Annotated in this window: 15 protein-coding genes; 1 reads left to right on the top strand and 14 read right to left on the bottom strand. The window is 44.6% G+C overall.

The features are described 5' to 3' along the window. Nucleotides 1–4 precede the first annotated feature (4 nt). The 14 genes from RTX25_RS07470 to RTX25_RS07405 form a co-directional block, all read right to left on the bottom strand. Nucleotides 5–1,105: an aminotransferase class V-fold PLP-dependent enzyme gene (locus tag RTX25_RS07470; protein WP_312652319.1), complete on the bottom strand. Its 1,101-nt coding sequence runs from the start codon at nucleotides 1,103–1,105 to the stop codon at nucleotides 5–7. After that, the gene (locus RTX25_RS07465; protein WP_312652317.1) at nucleotides 1,106–1,990 is read right to left on the bottom strand and encodes a phosphotriesterase-related protein; all 885 of its coding nucleotides are present in this window, start codon (nucleotides 1,988–1,990) and stop codon (nucleotides 1,106–1,108) included. It lies immediately after the preceding gene. 61 nt (nucleotides 1,991–2,051) lie between these two features. Then, a complete protein-coding gene (locus tag RTX25_RS07460) occupies nucleotides 2,052–3,338 on the bottom strand; it encodes a YhfT family protein (protein ID WP_312652315.1) in 1,287 nt (428 codons plus the stop codon). Between the two features lie 21 nt (nucleotides 3,339–3,359). Beyond that, a complete protein-coding gene (locus RTX25_RS07455) occupies nucleotides 3,360–3,716 on the bottom strand; it encodes a DUF2620 domain-containing protein (protein ID WP_312652313.1) in 357 nt (118 codons plus the stop codon). Continuing rightward, nucleotides 3,716–4,096: a PRD domain-containing protein gene (locus RTX25_RS07450; RefSeq protein WP_312652311.1), complete on the bottom strand. Its 381-nt coding sequence runs from the start codon at nucleotides 4,094–4,096 to the stop codon at nucleotides 3,716–3,718. Before RTX25_RS07450 ends, RTX25_RS07455 begins: the two co-directional genes overlap by 1 nt. 59 nt (nucleotides 4,097–4,155) lie before the next feature. After that, nucleotides 4,156–5,082: a GntR family transcriptional regulator YhfZ gene (gene yhfZ, locus RTX25_RS07445; RefSeq protein WP_312652309.1), complete on the bottom strand. Its 927-nt coding sequence runs from the start codon at nucleotides 5,080–5,082 to the stop codon at nucleotides 4,156–4,158. A 198-nt stretch (nucleotides 5,083–5,280) separates the two neighbouring features. Continuing rightward, complete coding sequence (locus tag RTX25_RS07440) at nucleotides 5,281–6,168, bottom strand: fumarylacetoacetate hydrolase family protein (RefSeq protein WP_312652307.1); 888 nt, start codon at nucleotides 6,166–6,168, stop codon at nucleotides 5,281–5,283. A 16-nt stretch (nucleotides 6,169–6,184) separates the two neighbouring features. Beyond that, on the bottom strand, nucleotides 6,185–6,940 hold the full coding sequence (locus RTX25_RS07435) for a plasmid pRiA4b ORF-3 family protein (protein WP_312652305.1): 756 nt from the start codon (nucleotides 6,938–6,940) through the stop codon (nucleotides 6,185–6,187). A 19-nt stretch (nucleotides 6,941–6,959) separates the two neighbouring features. After that, a complete protein-coding gene (locus RTX25_RS07430) occupies nucleotides 6,960–7,955 on the bottom strand; it encodes an RnfABCDGE type electron transport complex subunit D (protein WP_312652303.1) in 996 nt (331 codons plus the stop codon). 1 nt (nucleotide 7,956) lies between these two features. Continuing rightward, a complete protein-coding gene (gene rsxC, locus RTX25_RS07425; RefSeq protein ID WP_312652301.1) occupies nucleotides 7,957–9,285 on the bottom strand; it encodes an electron transport complex subunit RsxC in 1,329 nt (442 codons plus the stop codon). Between the two features lie 257 nt (nucleotides 9,286–9,542). Further along, the gene (locus RTX25_RS07420; protein WP_312652299.1) at nucleotides 9,543–10,667 is read right to left on the bottom strand and encodes a Gfo/Idh/MocA family oxidoreductase; all 1,125 of its coding nucleotides are present in this window, start codon (nucleotides 10,665–10,667) and stop codon (nucleotides 9,543–9,545) included. Between the two features lie 185 nt (nucleotides 10,668–10,852). Further along, the gene (locus tag RTX25_RS07415) at nucleotides 10,853–11,068 is read right to left on the bottom strand and encodes a hypothetical protein (RefSeq protein WP_312652297.1); all 216 of its coding nucleotides are present in this window, start codon (nucleotides 11,066–11,068) and stop codon (nucleotides 10,853–10,855) included. A 218-nt stretch (nucleotides 11,069–11,286) separates the two neighbouring features. Continuing rightward, nucleotides 11,287–13,014 carry a Cna B-type domain-containing protein gene (locus RTX25_RS07410; RefSeq protein WP_312652295.1) on the bottom strand — a complete coding sequence of 576 codons (1,728 nt, stop codon included), beginning with the start codon at nucleotides 13,012–13,014 and terminating at the stop codon, nucleotides 11,287–11,289. A gap of 14 nt (nucleotides 13,015–13,028) precedes the next feature. Next, complete coding sequence (locus RTX25_RS07405) at nucleotides 13,029–13,664, bottom strand: histidine kinase N-terminal 7TM domain-containing protein (protein ID WP_312652293.1); 636 nt, start codon at nucleotides 13,662–13,664, stop codon at nucleotides 13,029–13,031. Nucleotides 13,665–14,038: 374 nt separating this feature from the next. Between RTX25_RS07405 and RTX25_RS07400 the strand changes: the two genes are divergently transcribed. Next, complete coding sequence (locus RTX25_RS07400; protein ID WP_312652291.1) at nucleotides 14,039–15,034, top strand: zinc-binding dehydrogenase; 996 nt, start codon at nucleotides 14,039–14,041, stop codon at nucleotides 15,032–15,034. Nucleotides 15,035–15,225: the final 191 nt, after the last annotated feature.

The following is a 15,225-nucleotide window of genomic DNA, read 5'->3' as shown; positions in this document are numbered from 1 at the left end:
CCCATTACCTCCCTTCAACAGTTTCCATGCTTTCCTTTAATATTCTGATGATCGTATCTGCTCCGCTTCTCATGGGATTGATTCTGATCATCCTTTTTTCGATATTCTCATCAAATGCCCTGAAGGTTCCAGAAACTCTGTAGAACATCGGAACAAATTCGTATCTGGATTCAGCGCCTACAGGATGAGGAGCCGCGCCGAGTTTTTCAGCTTCAATCAGCACGTCCCCTGCTATCTCCCGTTCAAACTCTACAAGAAGCACCTTGGACTGGGCATTTGCGATATAGGAGGCTCTTACTCCGTGCACTTCACCTTTGTCCAGTCTCGCTTTTGTTTCATTCAGTACCTTATTCTGTATCGCAATCATCACAGGTGCATAGACAAGTCCGCGCAGAACAGCCATGGCTTCATGTCCCTGGACCTGTCCCCCACCTGAGTAGTTCTTTCTGATCACTTCGCTGATGTATTTTTCCCTGCCGACAAGAATACCGATTCCTTCCGGTCCCAGCAGTTTGAAGCTGGAAAACGCACTTAAATCTGCACCAGACTGGATTCCGATTTCTCTTACCTTGAATACCGCATAATTGTCATCGGTGATGATTCTCATCTTGGGATTCATCTCCTTCATGATGCGGATCACATTCTTCATCTCATAACTGTCAGAAGGCTTCTGCCTTGTGTACTGAATGAGTGCTGTATCGATATGATTCACTTTCAGCACTTCCCGTAAGCTCTTTTCATCGTTGAAATCAGCCTTAACGGTTACTATGCCCATATTTTCGAATGTGGTCTGAGTCGTCGGATATACCGGAGCATCGTGAATCAGAACCGTTTCCTGAGCTTTTACCAGGGACTGGATACCTTCTCTTAGGGCTCCAGTACCGCTTCCTCTGACAAGAACGGCCTTTTCGGCACCGAAAATATCCTTGATGACATTTTCCACTTTTATGGTGAAGGACGGTTTGTTCTGCCCTTTTACCACGCCTAAATCACCCAGGGAGAGCACTTCACTGCCGCTGAAATATTTTGTTGTCAGATCTGTTATTCTGAACTGAAGCTGCATCGCTTCTTCAAGGGTCATACTTTCCAATGGATAGAGTTTCAATTATCTCTCCTCCTGTAATAAGATTCTACGAATATTGGATTCTGTCATATTCCTGATGTCCTGCTTAGAGATACCCGCTTCAACCATTTTAGGAATAAAGACATCCAGGAGATAAGCGTATCCGATACCGCCTTTATACCTGAAATTGCTCTTTCGTGTTATATCCATGGAAAGGAGTACCTTATGGGACAGACCTTCCTCGCATATTTTCTTCAGCATCTCCACTCTCAGATCATCCGGCTGATAGTTTTCTTTGCCTATGGTGTCAAAAGCGACATTTACGCCGGTTCTGATGATACTTAAGATATACTCCGCATTACCTGATAGATCCACATGGCTGATGATGACTTTATCCAGATCCATATTCCGGTTTCTGAACATCTCCACCTGCTCAAGTGCCATTGTCCCTAAAGAGGTGTGGGTGATGAGGGGTCTGCCTGTCTTGATCTGGGCTTCGATGGCTGCCCTGAATACTTTGAGTTCACTCTCCTCAAACTTGTCTACACTTGAACCGATTTCGCCTATGATTCCCGCTTTTACACCGGTATCTTCAATCCCGACCTCGATTTCCTTCACCATAAGGCTTGTTAATTCCTCTTCCGTCAGAGAATAGACTTCTTCCGGGAAGAAAGGTTCTTTATAGAAACCAGTGGAACAGATGACACTTATCCCGGTAAGCTGAGATACTTCATTCATATAGGCGACATCTCTGCCCATACCTCTGTTGGTGAGTTCAATGACATTTCTTACACCTTTTTCATAGAGATCTTTAAACTCTCTGACCGTTTCTTCCATGCAGTCAAGACGTGTATCATCGGTATTCTTAATGCCTGAAAGATCGATGGCGATATGCTCGTGTGAATATGTGATTCCTGGTTTTAGCATCTTTTGTTCACTCCCTTTGAATAGAACGTCTCAGCACTTCGCTGAGACGTTCTGAAATACTTTAAGCTGGTATCTGATACAGTCCGACCAGATATAGAATATTGATGATGATTCCTGTTGCGATGGCACCAACTGGTCCGATGGCCATTTCAACGATCGGTTTCTTGCTTGTCTTGTTCAGAACATACAGTCCGATGACGATATATAGTCCAAGTGCCTGAGCCATAGCATAAGCGGACAGCAGTCCACCAAGCAGCAGTGCCACTTCAAGAACCTTAGTCATAGCAGTTCTGATATTGTCTCCTGCTTTCTTGATGCCAGGGAATTTGTCCAGTCCTTTTGAAATCACTTCAAGAAGAAGAATTTCAACAGCCATGATGATGGCACCAAGGATGAATGCAAGGAAAGGATTGGTCACGAAGAATCCTACTACAAATACGAAGGTCATTCCTGCAGGTGCATAGACACCTGTTGTGATTGCAGTTGTGGCAACCAGCGGAACAAATCCGATGGCTCTGGCAAGAGCAGCAAGTCCGCCTTCAGCAAGCTTTCCTTCTGCCATAAGGTTAAGGGATATCGGGTCTCCTGCTACGATGGTCAGGCTTGTTGCAGCTGCAATCAGACCGCCCATGACAGCAAGGATTGGAAGGTTCTTCTTGATTTTCTTCACTCTGTCAGCAAAGATCGATGTCAGATCGATTGATGCTGCAGTCTTATCCTGTTTCTCTCTTGTCGCATAGACAAGAAGAATGATCATACCTGTCAGAAGTGCCATTCCTTCTGGATTAAGTGAAATGCTGGCTGTTCCTAGTGTGAACTTACCGAAATACATGGCGATCTGTCTGACTAGGAAAGAGATGATGAATGTGATCATACCATTCTTGTAGCCGAACTGATAAGCGACAACAAGTGCGGGGAAGATTGCAAATGCAGCGGTAACTGGTGCACTTACCTGGCTGAGGCTTCCAAGGAAATTGACTGGAAGCATTGCGAAAAGATCAACGATGAACTGAAGCCCTGCAACAAGTCCAACACCGTATAAAGCACCTGCGGCACCTGCGATCATTACGCCGTTCTTACTTCTTGGCGCCCATGTTCCGATGATGTCTGTACCCAGAAGGATACTGTGTATAAGAATGATGCTGGCTGCTATCGATACAGGAATTCCGTATCCTACAACAAGACCGAAAGACATGGCAAATGATGTGGCAACGATTGCCTTCTTGTCCATTCTTCCTTCCATATATTCAGGCACGATCGGTCTCAGACCATCGTTGAATACTGCGACACCCATATTTGATAATACTGCGGCGAGTGCACCTAAAAGTGCGATTACTACATAATTCATTATTCCACTCCCTATAGTGATTTATTTTTTGATCTGTTCTACAATGACCGGGATAACCGTTTCTGCTGCCTGTGGTGTAAAACCGAAAGCTTTCTTTCCGTTTTCCACTTCTTTTATGATTTCTTCATTGCTTCGGATATTTCCGGGCATTGCGACAGTTGCACACTGGTTCATGCCAAGAAGTGCGATAGCCATTGCAAGTGCTCCGCCTCCGCCTGTATTACAGGCTCCGAAATAGTAATCTGCTGTTCCTGTCTTTATTGCCATTGACGCTTCGATATCTGACATGATTCTGATTTCATCATCTGGACCAAGATATTTTCTGAGAATTGAAGCTACATTATCTTTATCCATCTGTCCGCCGACTACGATTTTCATTATTTCCCCTCCTCTCTCAATTGTGATTCATTTTCAAGAAGCACACACAGATGCATCTGCATGTATCCTCTTTCTTCTTCAGGCATTCTGAAGCCAAGAACTTCTTCAATACCTTCTAAAATCTCTGCCGACTGGGCAAAGAAAGCGTTGCTTTCCACTTCAGCAAAAATATCGGACTCGATTTTACTGACTGTTTCCCCCTTTTCAATACGGCTTAGGGCTATACACAGATGTGTAATCAGCATGGCCCCGTTTTTCTCATGGATGATGATATTATGGTTTTCATTGAACTGGTCAATGATTTCCAGCACCTTATGATACATTTCTTCACTTAGTTGTCCTGACATCTTCAGTATGTCCAGTCTCTGTGTTATCTCCATTCTCTGCTCCTCAATGTACATTATTTTGTATATTCGGTGTAAAAAAGAGAATCACCTAATCAGTAATTAGGGATGATCTCATTGTCCATAACTTTCTTCTGGAAATTGAGTACTGAGTCTTTATCGATATACTTTTCCAGAATCTTCATGATTTCTTTTTTATCTTTCTTGACGACAATTACAGCTTCTGTATTCTTATGATTCTCAAGGATACTGTCCACAAGGTCTGTGCTGTAGTTCATTCCATTTGATTTCGCTTCATCCAGAGTAATGACTGCAGCATCGATTTCACCGCTCTGAAGCTTCGCTTTCAGAGAATTATATGGGATGTTGATGAGTTCCACATCCATATCCTTAACGATTTTCTTTGTGATCAGTTCCTGATCTCGTGAAGTGATATCGATACCGATTTTCATTTTATCCTGAATCGTTCTTACCGATGGGTCATGAAACACCATAGCATGATTTCCGACATAGGAATCTCGTCCGAAATTCATCAGAACTTCTATCTGATAGCCTTCTCTTATGAAATGCTCTGCTGCAAGCTTTGACATCACCGCAAAATCATATCGGTCCTGCATAAGAGAATCCATACGGTTTATAGCTCCTCTCATATAGGCAAGGTTAATGGAAAACTTCGAAGCCAGCTCACTGTTGTATAGTCCGGTGGCAAGCCCCTCATACCTTTTGGTATAAGGCAGCGGCATTACGCCTACGATGAAGTTGATGTCTGATACCTGAAGCAGCTTGATGTGATCGATTTTGCTCAGGTAGGATCCCAGATGGCCTCTTCTGTCGATTTTCACCGCATTGACGTCAGAGAGGAATTTAAGTGCAGATTGAACAGTACCTCTGGCTAAGGAATATTTCTCCGCTATCTGAGCCACTGTGTCAATTCTATCGCCTTCCTCTTTAGTGAGGAATTCCTTCGAAAGACTGGTGATGATATATGCATTTTTATTGACCAGCTTTTTCTTTAAATCCATTTCAACCGCCAACGTACAATATTTTGTACTTTCATATTAGCATAGGACTAAAAGGTTTACAACCATTATATTGATTTTTTCCTGAAAAGCTTTTTTTGTCTTTCTAAACTCCGGTTTTTTTACCGGGTATGAAGAGAAGAAGACCATGAGAGAGACACTTTTACCCCCATCTCATGGTCCTTACAATCTGAATCACGATCAGATCACTCTGTTTCTCAATATTCCGATTCCTTCGATCTCACACTCGACGATGTCCCCTTTTCTCATGAATCTCGGAGGGTTAAATCCTTTGCCGACACCTGCAGGTGTTCCGGTTGCGATGATGTCTCCGGGCTCAAGGGTGATTCCCCTCGAAAAATCCGAAATGATCGCAGAAATGTCGTTCATGAGAAGCTCGGTATTTGATTCCTGTCTCTTTTCTCCATTCACTCTGCTCATGATATCGAGTTTTATGGGGAACTTCAGTGCAGATTTATGGACAATCACAGGCCCCAGTATACTGTGGGTGTCAAGACTCTTGCTCTTGTACCACTGGAGATGCTCAGTCTGAAGCTTTCTTGCCGATACATCATTGAAGATGCTGTAGCCGAAGATATACTCCTCTGCCTTCTCTTTAGGAATGTCTATGCCCCGCTTACCGATGATAACTGCCAGCTCCACTTCGTAGTCAAGCTCCTCATCGATATCGGAGAAAGCTCTGATATCCTCGTCGTTACCGATGATTCTTGTGGTCCTCTTGGAGAAATAGACCGGTTTTTCACGGTTCTCCAGATCGTCTCTCAGAAACATCGAAGATTCCCTGATGTGGGAAGCGTAGTTCACACCTACACAGATGATGTCGTGTTTCGGACGGATTATTGGTGATCTCATCATGACCTCTTCCACAGGCACCCCCACATTCCTTTCATTGACCAGTACCTGAGACAGGATTTCGATGTCCGTATCCGTCACCTCTTCGATAAATCTGTTCATGTCTAAGTATCGTTCATGACCGATGATCCTCGAGATGCGCAGGACTTTTTTCTCGTCCAGGCTGAGAACGCCGATCTGTTCTTTTCCTTCATGGATAAATGTCAGAAATTTCATAGTGTTTCCCCCTGTTTTATCTTTCTGTCGTCTGCTCTCTGACTTTATAATATATGTCTTTTGTCACAATATAGTTTTCATGGCTGATTTTATCCCACTCTGTTTTCCTGTATTTGAGCCTCTTCAGAAGAGAGTTCATGTGGTCCTCGTTATACGGCCAGAATATATTCATCTTTACAAATTCCAGCGCATCGTCATGATTTTCATGGGAAGGATCGTGATATGCTTCAAGGAACTCATAGAACATGTCCATGCCGCCTACATTTTCCGGAGGCGCATCCCCCTCTCCATCAAGAAGCATGGGATAGCCGAAATAGTAGTCCTCTACGATCTCAAGCAGCGTGATACAGAAGGTCCAGCTGTCACCAAAATCATAGAGATATTCGATCTCGCCGTACTTTTCGAGGTAATCATCAAACTTCACCTTGCTGGGAAAGAGCGCTTTCTTTTTCATCTCTTCCTGAAAACTCTTCTCGAATTGGAGAAACTTCTCTTCTGTCTGCTTGAGTCTTTCCTCATAGTAGTTCAGGTTGTTCTGAAAGTCGCGATGCTCATCGATCTTAGTGAGATCGTTGGTCACAAAGCTGTTTTCTTCCTTGAGGTCGAATCTGTAGAGATGACCGCCAAGTTCAGATTCCCTCCCACTGAAGTTCGTCACACGCATGATGGTTTCATGAAGCCTGTGAAAGGTTCCGCCGGCAGGCATCACAACTTTTCGAAAGATCAGAGGATCTGAATCATTAAGCTCAATTTTTAAGATGTATGCTTTCAAAGTAAACTCCTTTTAAGCGCTATTGACGCTTCTGTCTGTTGAACTTCACATCCGGTCTTTCCTTATGTCCGTAGATTCTCGGCATGAATTTCTGGTCGATGTATGGTGCTAGTGCATTCATGATGAGGATGGCAAAGCCCACTCCGCCGGGGTAGTCAAATGCGATACGGAAGAAGGCGGTGAGAAGTCCCGCACCTATGGCAAACACGGTCTTTCCTTCCGGGGTCAGCGCACCGGAGCTATAGTCCGTTGCCATGAATACTGCCGCAAAGAAAAGTGTTCCGGAAAGTGCATGGCTTGCCATGAATTCAAGATTGAATCCAGAGTAGAATCCGGTCACAACCATTGCCGTAAGGATGTAGAGCAGCGGAATCTTCGGGTGGATGATCCTTCTTGCGATGAGATAGATCATGCCGACAAGGATAAGAGCCTTACTGGTTTCTCCGGCATTTCCGCCGAGATTGAATCCGAAGAAAAGATCGCTTATGCCAGGCACCGCTTCAGCCACTGTCTTAGTCCCATTACCGAGGTATTCCAGGGGCGTTGCAGCCGATACGGCATCGGGTCCCGGCAGCACCCAGCTGGTGATCCAGGGTGTAAAGAACACCTTAAGCATGACTCTTGCGGCAAGAGCAGGATTGAACCTGTTTCTGCCGATTCCCCCGGCCATCTGCTTGACCACGATGATGGCAAACAGAGAGCCGATGACGACGGTCCACCAGGGTGCGGTCACAGGAAGGCTGAGGCCAAGGAGCACACCGGTGACCATGGCGCTTTTATCGTTTATGGTGATCTTCTTATAGGTCAGCTTCTGATAGAGGTATTCGCTGCCCACTGACGTTACGATCCCAAGTGCAACAAGAAGCAGCACTTTCCATCCGAAAAAGTATACAGCAGCTGCAGTTGGCGGCATCAGTGCAATAAGCACCTGATTCATGACCCATGCTGTGGTTCTTGGTACCCTTATGTGAGGTGAAGGTCCTACACGCAGTTTTTCTTTCATCTCCATTCTCATGCTATGCCCCCTCTTTCTGCTGCTGAGCTTTTATGGCTGCTTTTGCTTCTCTGATGTTTTCAAGAAGAGGAATCTTCGAAGGACAGATATAGGAACAGTTCCCGCATTCTATACAATCCATGGCACCAAGCGCTTTCGCTTTATCCACGTCCCCTCTCTTGAATGCCTCACTGATGAGAATCGGCTGAAGATTCACCGGGCATACGTTGATGCATTCGGAACACATGATGCAGTCGCTCTCTTCTCCGATTTCCGCTTCCTTTGCATTCAGCACAGTGATGGCGGTCATGGCTTTCACAATCGGTACACTGACATCAGCCAGTGCTCTGCCCATCATCGGTCCGCCGCTTAAGATCTTCGCAGGATCTTCTTTAAAACCGCCGCAGTCGTGAAGAAGTGACTCCACAGGTGTTCCGATCCGAACCAGAAGGTTCCTGGGTTCCTTCACAGGGGAACCTGATACGGAAATCACTCTCTGATAGAGAGGTTCTCCCAGTTTTACAGCGCGATATACTGCTCTTACCGTTGAGATATTCATGACCAGAGTGCCTACCTCGGAAGGCAGCCCTCCAGGCCTTACTTCTCTTCCTGTCAGATTCTTGATGAGATTCTTTTCCGAGCCTTGTGGATACATGGTACGAAGGGTTTTTACGGTAATATCCGTAAAGTCCTTAACCGCATCCGATAGTGTTCTGATCGCTTCCTGTTTGTTGTCTTCCACAGCAATATAGACGATCTTAAGCTTCGGCAGAAGCTTTCTGACCACATCGATTCCCTTTATGATCTCATCTGTATGTTCAAGCATCACCCTGTAATCGGAGGTGGAATAAGGTTCACATTCGGCACCGTTCACGATGAGCGTATCGATGGTGCTTCCAGGAGGAGGATCAAGTTTTACTGCGGTGGGAAATGAAGCTCCGCCCATACCTACAATACCTGCACTGACGACCTTCTCCAGGATGACTTTCGGATCACTGATCTCTTCCTGCTCTTTTATGGAATCGATAAAGGTATCTTTTCCGTCGTTCTCGATCACGATACAGTCTGCCATTCCGCTCTGCGTCTGTCTTTTCTCGATCTTTATGACCTTGCCTGATACGGAGGAATGGACTGGGGCAGAAATTTTTCCGTCGGCTTCAGCCAGGAGTGTACCGATTTTAACTTCATCTCCTACCTCAACCACGGGTTTTGCCGGTTTTCCTATATGCATGGAGACCGGAAAAACCAGCTCCTTCGGGACGACTGCTACGGTGATTCCAACATTACGTGTTCTGTCTTTGTTTTCTTCGGGATGACTTCCGCCATGCTTGCCCATGAAAAATAATCGCATATGATCATTCCTTTCTGTCCTTCATACTTTATAACTGTTCTAATAACGAAATACTCTTTAAAATCAATATAATGATATAAGTATAATGTATTTTATTTAGTAGATAAAGAAATACGGCCAGGAATATGCAAAATGTTCATACCTCGCATCTGAATAATCCATGGATATAAACATAGTGAAATAAAATCGGTGAGGAGAGCCTCTCTCTTCACCGATACTACTTTAGTTATGAAGCTGAACGCTCTTTCGGGTAATGATTACACATCCTCTTCCTGCCTGATCTTTTCATTCAAGGCCAGCTCATAATCTTCCGGATCAAAATCAAGTGATACGGTTTTTTCTGTCCATGCAGACATATAGGTTCCGTTGATCATTCTTACACTCTTTATCCCTTCACTAAGCGGACAGATGATTTCTTCCTTTCCAAGCACCGACTGGACAAAATTGTTTATGAGTCTTGCCTGAAGTATTCTATTGGGCTGCTTCTCGAAGGTCTTCTCCTCTACCCTGTAGGGCACTTCAGGAAAGTTCTCTTTTGTCTCCTTTGCAAAGTCTTCCTCATCCTCGGCAAGCTTTGTGATTTTCACCTTGCTGTCATTCTCGATGACGATCTGACCTTTACTGAAGGAAAGCTCGAAACGGTTGGTTCCCGGACTTTCATGAGTTCCTGTGAGAAACTGTCCTGATGCTCCGTTGCTGAAGAACATATGGATCATCACATCATTTTCCGCGGTGATGGGTCTATGGAAGCCTTCTTTTGTAAACGCGACGACCTTTTCAGGCATTCCCGTCATCCAGAGAAGCGTATCCAGCTGATGTATGGCCTGATTGATGAGCACTCCTCCTCCTTCTGCCTTATAGCTTCCTCTCCAGATGGTCTGATTATAGTAGTCATAGGTCCGGTAGAGATTTGTCACCTGCCAGATGGCACGTCTTAGCTCCCCCATGTCACCGCTGTCCACAAGATCCTTTACAAATCCGTAGAGTTCGCTGCTTCTGTAATTGAACATCACACCCGCTTTGAGATGAGGATAGGCGTCCGCTGCTTTATTCAGCGCTTCCACTTCCTTTATCCTTATGCCCACAGGCTTCTCGATCATCACGTGTTTTCCGCTTTCAAGAAGCTTCTGCGCCATTTCAGGGTGGTAAACGTGTGGCGCTGTGATGATGACCGCATCGATTTCATCTGCCTCCAGCATCTCTTCCAGGCTGCTGTAGAGCTTCGTCTCCTTAAGATCATACTGAAGTAGAATTCTTTCAAGATTTTCCCGGTTTCTTGAGGTCAGTGCGGAAAGCTCCGCATCTTTAATGAGTCCTTTTGAAAACATGGAGATATAATCTTCTGCGATATGTCCGATTCCTATAATACCTACTTTAACCATAATGCTCACATCCTTGTATTTCTTAGTACCATCTTATCATCAAAACCCCCAGAATCTAAGCATGTTTTATCGCCTCACCCGCCATATGACCACTTTTTGTGCTTCTTCCGGACATCATAGACGAAAAGAGCACCGCATTCCTGCAGTACTCTTAAAAAGAGGGGTCTCTATATTAAGCTCATCATTTATATGACAGTATGGTTCCAGGCCTCACAGAAGATTCCGATTCCCTTGTCGGTAAAAGGGTGCCTGAAGCTGTCCCTGTATACCTCTATCCCTGCTGTCACGATATCTGCACCGGCAAGTGCACAGTCTACCATCTGCTTGGGGGTTCTGATGGCCTCTTTTACCCAAGCTGAGATCTCATCCAGAAAGGCGTAGAATGATTTCCCGCTGTTCATGATGTGTTTCGGATTGGTGGTGACACCATCAATTCCGAAAGTATGATAAGCCGTTCTGACTAAGGATATCCTTAATTATAAGTATAGGGAAGAAATAAATTATGATTACTATATATTTTATTCATCGAGACTTCTACTTAAGTCTTTAGCAGACAGAAAGAAGCAGGCCTTAGCCTGCTCCTTTATTTATGTTTATTGATGTCTATCCTTATCAGTCTTTAGATGTTTCTTCTCTTTCTAAGAAGGAGAACTCCGCCAAGTGCCATCAGGATACCCAGACCGTACCAGATCACTCCATTTTCAGCGCCAGTACTTGGCAGCTGTGGCTGTGGTTTTGGTGGTGCAGGTGTCGGTGGCAGTGGCTTAGGATCCACGTCTTCGAATTCGAGAATGTTGACTACTGTCAGTTCGAAAACTTCACCGTCTTCGTCCAGTATGACTGTCTTAGATTCCGGATCCATGATGTAGTCCTCTGGTGCACTGATTTCCGTTACGATGTAGGTGCCCAGTGGTAATACCGTTTCAAGGATTCCGTCTTCATCTGTTGTTCCTCTGAATACGAGGTTTCCTTCTTCATCTTCCACTTCAAAGACTACGCCTTCTACAGGGAAGTCAAAGTCGTCGACTTTTACGATTCTTAAGGCTGCTCTTAGCTGTCTGTTCAGGATGTTGTAGCCTGTTACAGTCGCCTCATATCCTTCTACCGGATCTTCAGTTACGGTGTAGACAAAGGCTTTTCCATCTTCGTCAAACTCTGGGAGTTCTGTGAAGCTGTAGGTCCACTTGTCATCTTCGTCTTTGGATAAGGTCACTTCGTCTATTTCCACTCCATTCTGAAGCAGATTGATGACGATGCTCTCTGGTCTTTCAGACAGGTCATCCCAGGTCTTTTCACCATTAACGTTAACCATGCCTGTTCTAACATTCTGAATGTCATAGCCTGCATAGAAGGTATTATAGCCTTCAACAGGAAGTTCTTCCACTTTGTAGGTGTAGGCGATTCCGTTTTCATCAAACTCTGGAAGCTGGCCGAAGCTGTAGTTCCATTCATTTTCAGCTGTGACCACTCTTCTGTCAATCTCTTCACCGTTTCTTGTGAGGATTGCAGTGATGGATTCCGGTCTTCCTTCTTCACCTTCGTCGAACCAGCTCTTCTGTCCTTCGATTTCTACCGTTCCGACTCCTGTGTTTGTCACGGTGAAGCTGCCATCTTCATTTTGGATGATGGTGCTTTCATAACCTTCTGCAGATACTTCTTCCAGGTAGTATTCGATCGGCATACCGTGTTCATCAAACTCTGGAAGGTTCTCAAATGTGAATGTCCAGTCGTTTTCTTCGGACAGTACTGCCATTGCGACATGTGTATGGTCGATCATTTCATCCATTGTCATTTCCGAGAATTCTCTGTCCATTTCGTGTATTCTTCTGTAAAGATGTACAGTGATTTCTTCGATGTCTCTGACTCCGTTGTCTTTCCATATCTTTTCAACAGGTATGTCGATTTCGCCGGTGCGGATGTTATGGATATCCGTTCCGATGATTTCTGTCCTGTATCCGTCAACTTCAACTTCATCTATGGTGTATTCGTATGCGATACCCTTTTCATCAAATTCAGCCAGGTTTTCAAATGAATAGCTCCATTCGTTTTCTTCGCCGATTGCAGTTCTCGCGAATTCTTCACCGTTCTGAAGGAGAACGACTGTTATGTATCCAGGCCTTAAGCTTGTGCCTTCTTCATCCATCCAGTACTTCATACCTGATACACTTGTCTCGCCGGTTCTGAGATTGGTTATGGTGTAGCTTCCGTCCTCATTCTGTTCCACTGATGAAACATATCCTGTGACTTCCACTTCTTCTACGAAGTATCTGATCTGCAGTCCGTTTTCGTCAAACTCAGGAAGATCTCTGAAGATATCCTTCCAGTCGTTTTCTTCATTCAGTTTCATGGTCATGACTTCTTCTATGGAGACGGCCTGTGGTGCTGCGATACGGTAAATATACCAATAATGAGGCTCACATGAAGTCCAACGAGAATCGCAAGTATTTCTTTTCTGAGGACTCTATCTGTGCTTTTCTTCAGATTTCTGGATACTAAAAATATGGCCAGCATCATAAAGACAGCAAAATACAGCGCCATCCACGAATCAAGCAGAATATCCGGCTGATAGATAAGCCAGCTTTTGTCATGCTTCCTGATGACTTGAATGAGCTCTCCACCACTTGCACTGATGAAAAAAATAACAACTGTAACAGGCACCGGGAAGTATATCGCAGCAAGCTGTTTTCGTTTCAGTACGATATCCAGACCCGATGTCAGTATCAGATGATGCAGAAGAATACTGTAGAAAGTTCCCCAGCCGATGACACTCATGAGAAACAGGTACCGCCCTCCCCCTATTGTCTCAGCATGGTTCATGAGCGAAAAACTGAACGCCCATACACTGGTGGAGCAGCACAGATAAAAGAAACTCCGGTTGATCCTCTCCTTCGGATTGAGGTAATAGGCATGCATACCCACATAGAAATAAATAATCATCGTCAGATAGAATAACATCGATAATAAAGTTGATGCCATGATACATACACTTCTTTCCATTAAATAATCCGCTGCAGCATTTTAAGGTTTCAGCCTGAAATATCATTCAAAATTTCAATTATATTTCACCTATTACACTTATCGGCAATATTCCAGCATTTTATAGCTTCCACGTCTGATTATCTTGAGATGTAAGGGAATTTACCTTTAATATCATCGAAGCCTCCTATAAATCTGTCGATTTTCTGTGCTGCGCCATGGCATCCATGACGCGTTATGAAAAAAGTGCGCATTTTAGAAGATCTGGAAATGTTCTATGAATTTTCATGAAAATGGCTGTTTCGCTTCTTCGTCCAAATGCAGGATTCAAGAAGATGCACTATAATAGTAGGTATATTACGGATTAATACTGACGGCAATGGAGGAGATTAATCATGAAAGCAGTTGTTGTAGGGGATGCCACCCAAAGAGAACTTCAGATCAAAGAGATGGATATACCCATTCCACGAGATAACGAGATTCTGGTCCGTGTTCATGCTGTAGGGCTCAATCCTGTGGATTATAAGGTGGCCGCTTCCGGACACCCTAGCTGGTCCTACCCTTTTATACTGGGTCTTGATATAGCGGGCACAGTAGTTGAAACCGGAAAGTCTGTAACGCACCTTTCCCCCGGAGACAGAGTCTTCTACCATGGCGATCTGTCAAAGCCTGGAGGGTTTGCTGAATATGCCGTGACAACCGCACACACAGTAGCCAGTATTCCAGGCGGCGTGAGTTTTCAGGAGGCAGCTGCACTTCCCTGTGCAGGTCTTACCGCCTATCAGGCCCTTCATCGAAAAATCGATATGAGCAATATGGAATCCATACTGATTCACGGCGGCGCCGGCGGTGTCGGTGGTTTTGCCATACAGCTGGCCAAGCGTGCAGGGCTTAAAGTCATCACCACCTGCTCACCCGAAAATAATGACTGGGTTTCAAAGCTTGGTGCCGATTATGCCATAGACTATAAAAATGAGGATATCACTTTAAGGGTAATGGAAATTACGGATGGTAAAGGGGTAAACACCATTCTGAACACTTTAGGTGCAGAAAGCGCTCAGGAGGATATTTTGAGATTATCCTACAACGGTCATCTCATCTGTATCGCTGATCTTCCCGATCTTGCGAAGGTCAACTTCTGGAGTAAAGCGATATCAGTTCACACCATCGCCCTTGGCGGCGCTCATGGATCAGGAAACTACGCAGAGCAGAGGGATCTGTCCAATATGGCTAGAGAGCTCATCAATCTCTTATCCATCGGCGGAATACTTCCAATGATCGAAAGCAGAATCACTCTTGAGGAAATCCCCGAAGGATTTAGACGTCTTTCCTCAAGGCACGTGAGAGGCAAGATTATCGCAGAAATCATTCCTGAAGGTCCATCAAAATAAGAATCCGCTCTATACAAGAAAGGATATAACGAAATATGCTGTTACATTGTCAGTCTACCTGAGCTGTAACAGCTTATTTTAATGAATTATTCTATCTGATCATTCGGGGAAATAATCATACTTCTGATCTTAGAAGTCGTAATCACATCATATGAATACGAGACAGAACCGGGACTTAATATATGGTCTTT

Origin of the sequence: Proteiniclasticum sp. (assembly GCF_032054185.1) — a bacterium.
GTDB lineage: Bacteria > Bacillota > Clostridia > Clostridiales > Clostridiaceae > Proteiniclasticum.
The sequence above is the reverse complement of the archived record's forward strand: the minus strand, read 5'-3'. Positions and strand labels throughout refer to the sequence as shown.

What these genes read in the sequence shown, in the direction of transcription:
- RTX25_RS07465 (WP_312652317.1), bottom strand. Translation starts at nt 1,990, where the DNA reads ATGCTAAAACCAGGAATCACATATTCACACGAGCATATCGCCATCGAT.
- RTX25_RS07460 (WP_312652315.1), bottom strand. Translation starts at nt 3,338, where the DNA reads ATGAATTATGTAGTAATCGCACTTTTAGGTGCACTCGCCGCAGTATTA.
- RTX25_RS07455 (WP_312652313.1), bottom strand. Translation starts at nt 3,716, where the DNA reads ATGAAAATCGTAGTCGGCGGACAGATGGATAAAGATAATGTAGCTTCA.
- RTX25_RS07450 (WP_312652311.1), bottom strand. Translation starts at nt 4,096, where the DNA reads ATGGAGATAACACAGAGACTGGACATACTGAAGATGTCAGGACAACTA.
- yhfZ (WP_312652309.1), bottom strand. Translation starts at nt 5,082, where the DNA reads ATGGATTTAAAGAAAAAGCTGGTCAATAAAAATGCATATATCATCACC.
- RTX25_RS07440 (WP_312652307.1), bottom strand. Translation starts at nt 6,168, where the DNA reads ATGAAATTTCTGACATTTATCCATGAAGGAAAAGAACAGATCGGCGTT.
- RTX25_RS07430 (WP_312652303.1), bottom strand. Translation starts at nt 7,955, where the DNA reads ATGAGAATGGAGATGAAAGAAAAACTGCGTGTAGGACCTTCACCTCAC.
- rsxC (WP_312652301.1), bottom strand. Translation starts at nt 9,285, where the DNA reads ATGCGATTATTTTTCATGGGCAAGCATGGCGGAAGTCATCCCGAAGAA.
- RTX25_RS07420 (WP_312652299.1), bottom strand. Translation starts at nt 10,667, where the DNA reads ATGGTTAAAGTAGGTATTATAGGAATCGGACATATCGCAGAAGATTAT.
- RTX25_RS07415 (WP_312652297.1), bottom strand. Translation starts at nt 11,068, where the DNA reads ATGAACAGCGGGAAATCATTCTACGCCTTTCTGGATGAGATCTCAGCT.
- RTX25_RS07410 (WP_312652295.1), bottom strand. Translation starts at nt 13,014, where the DNA reads ATGAAACTGAATGAAGAAAACGACTGGAAGGATATCTTCAGAGATCTT.
- RTX25_RS07405 (WP_312652293.1), bottom strand. Translation starts at nt 13,664, where the DNA reads ATGGAAAGAAGTGTATGTATCATGGCATCAACTTTATTATCGATGTTA.
- RTX25_RS07400 (WP_312652291.1), top strand. Translation starts at nt 14,039, where the DNA reads ATGAAAGCAGTTGTTGTAGGGGATGCCACCCAAAGAGAACTTCAGATC.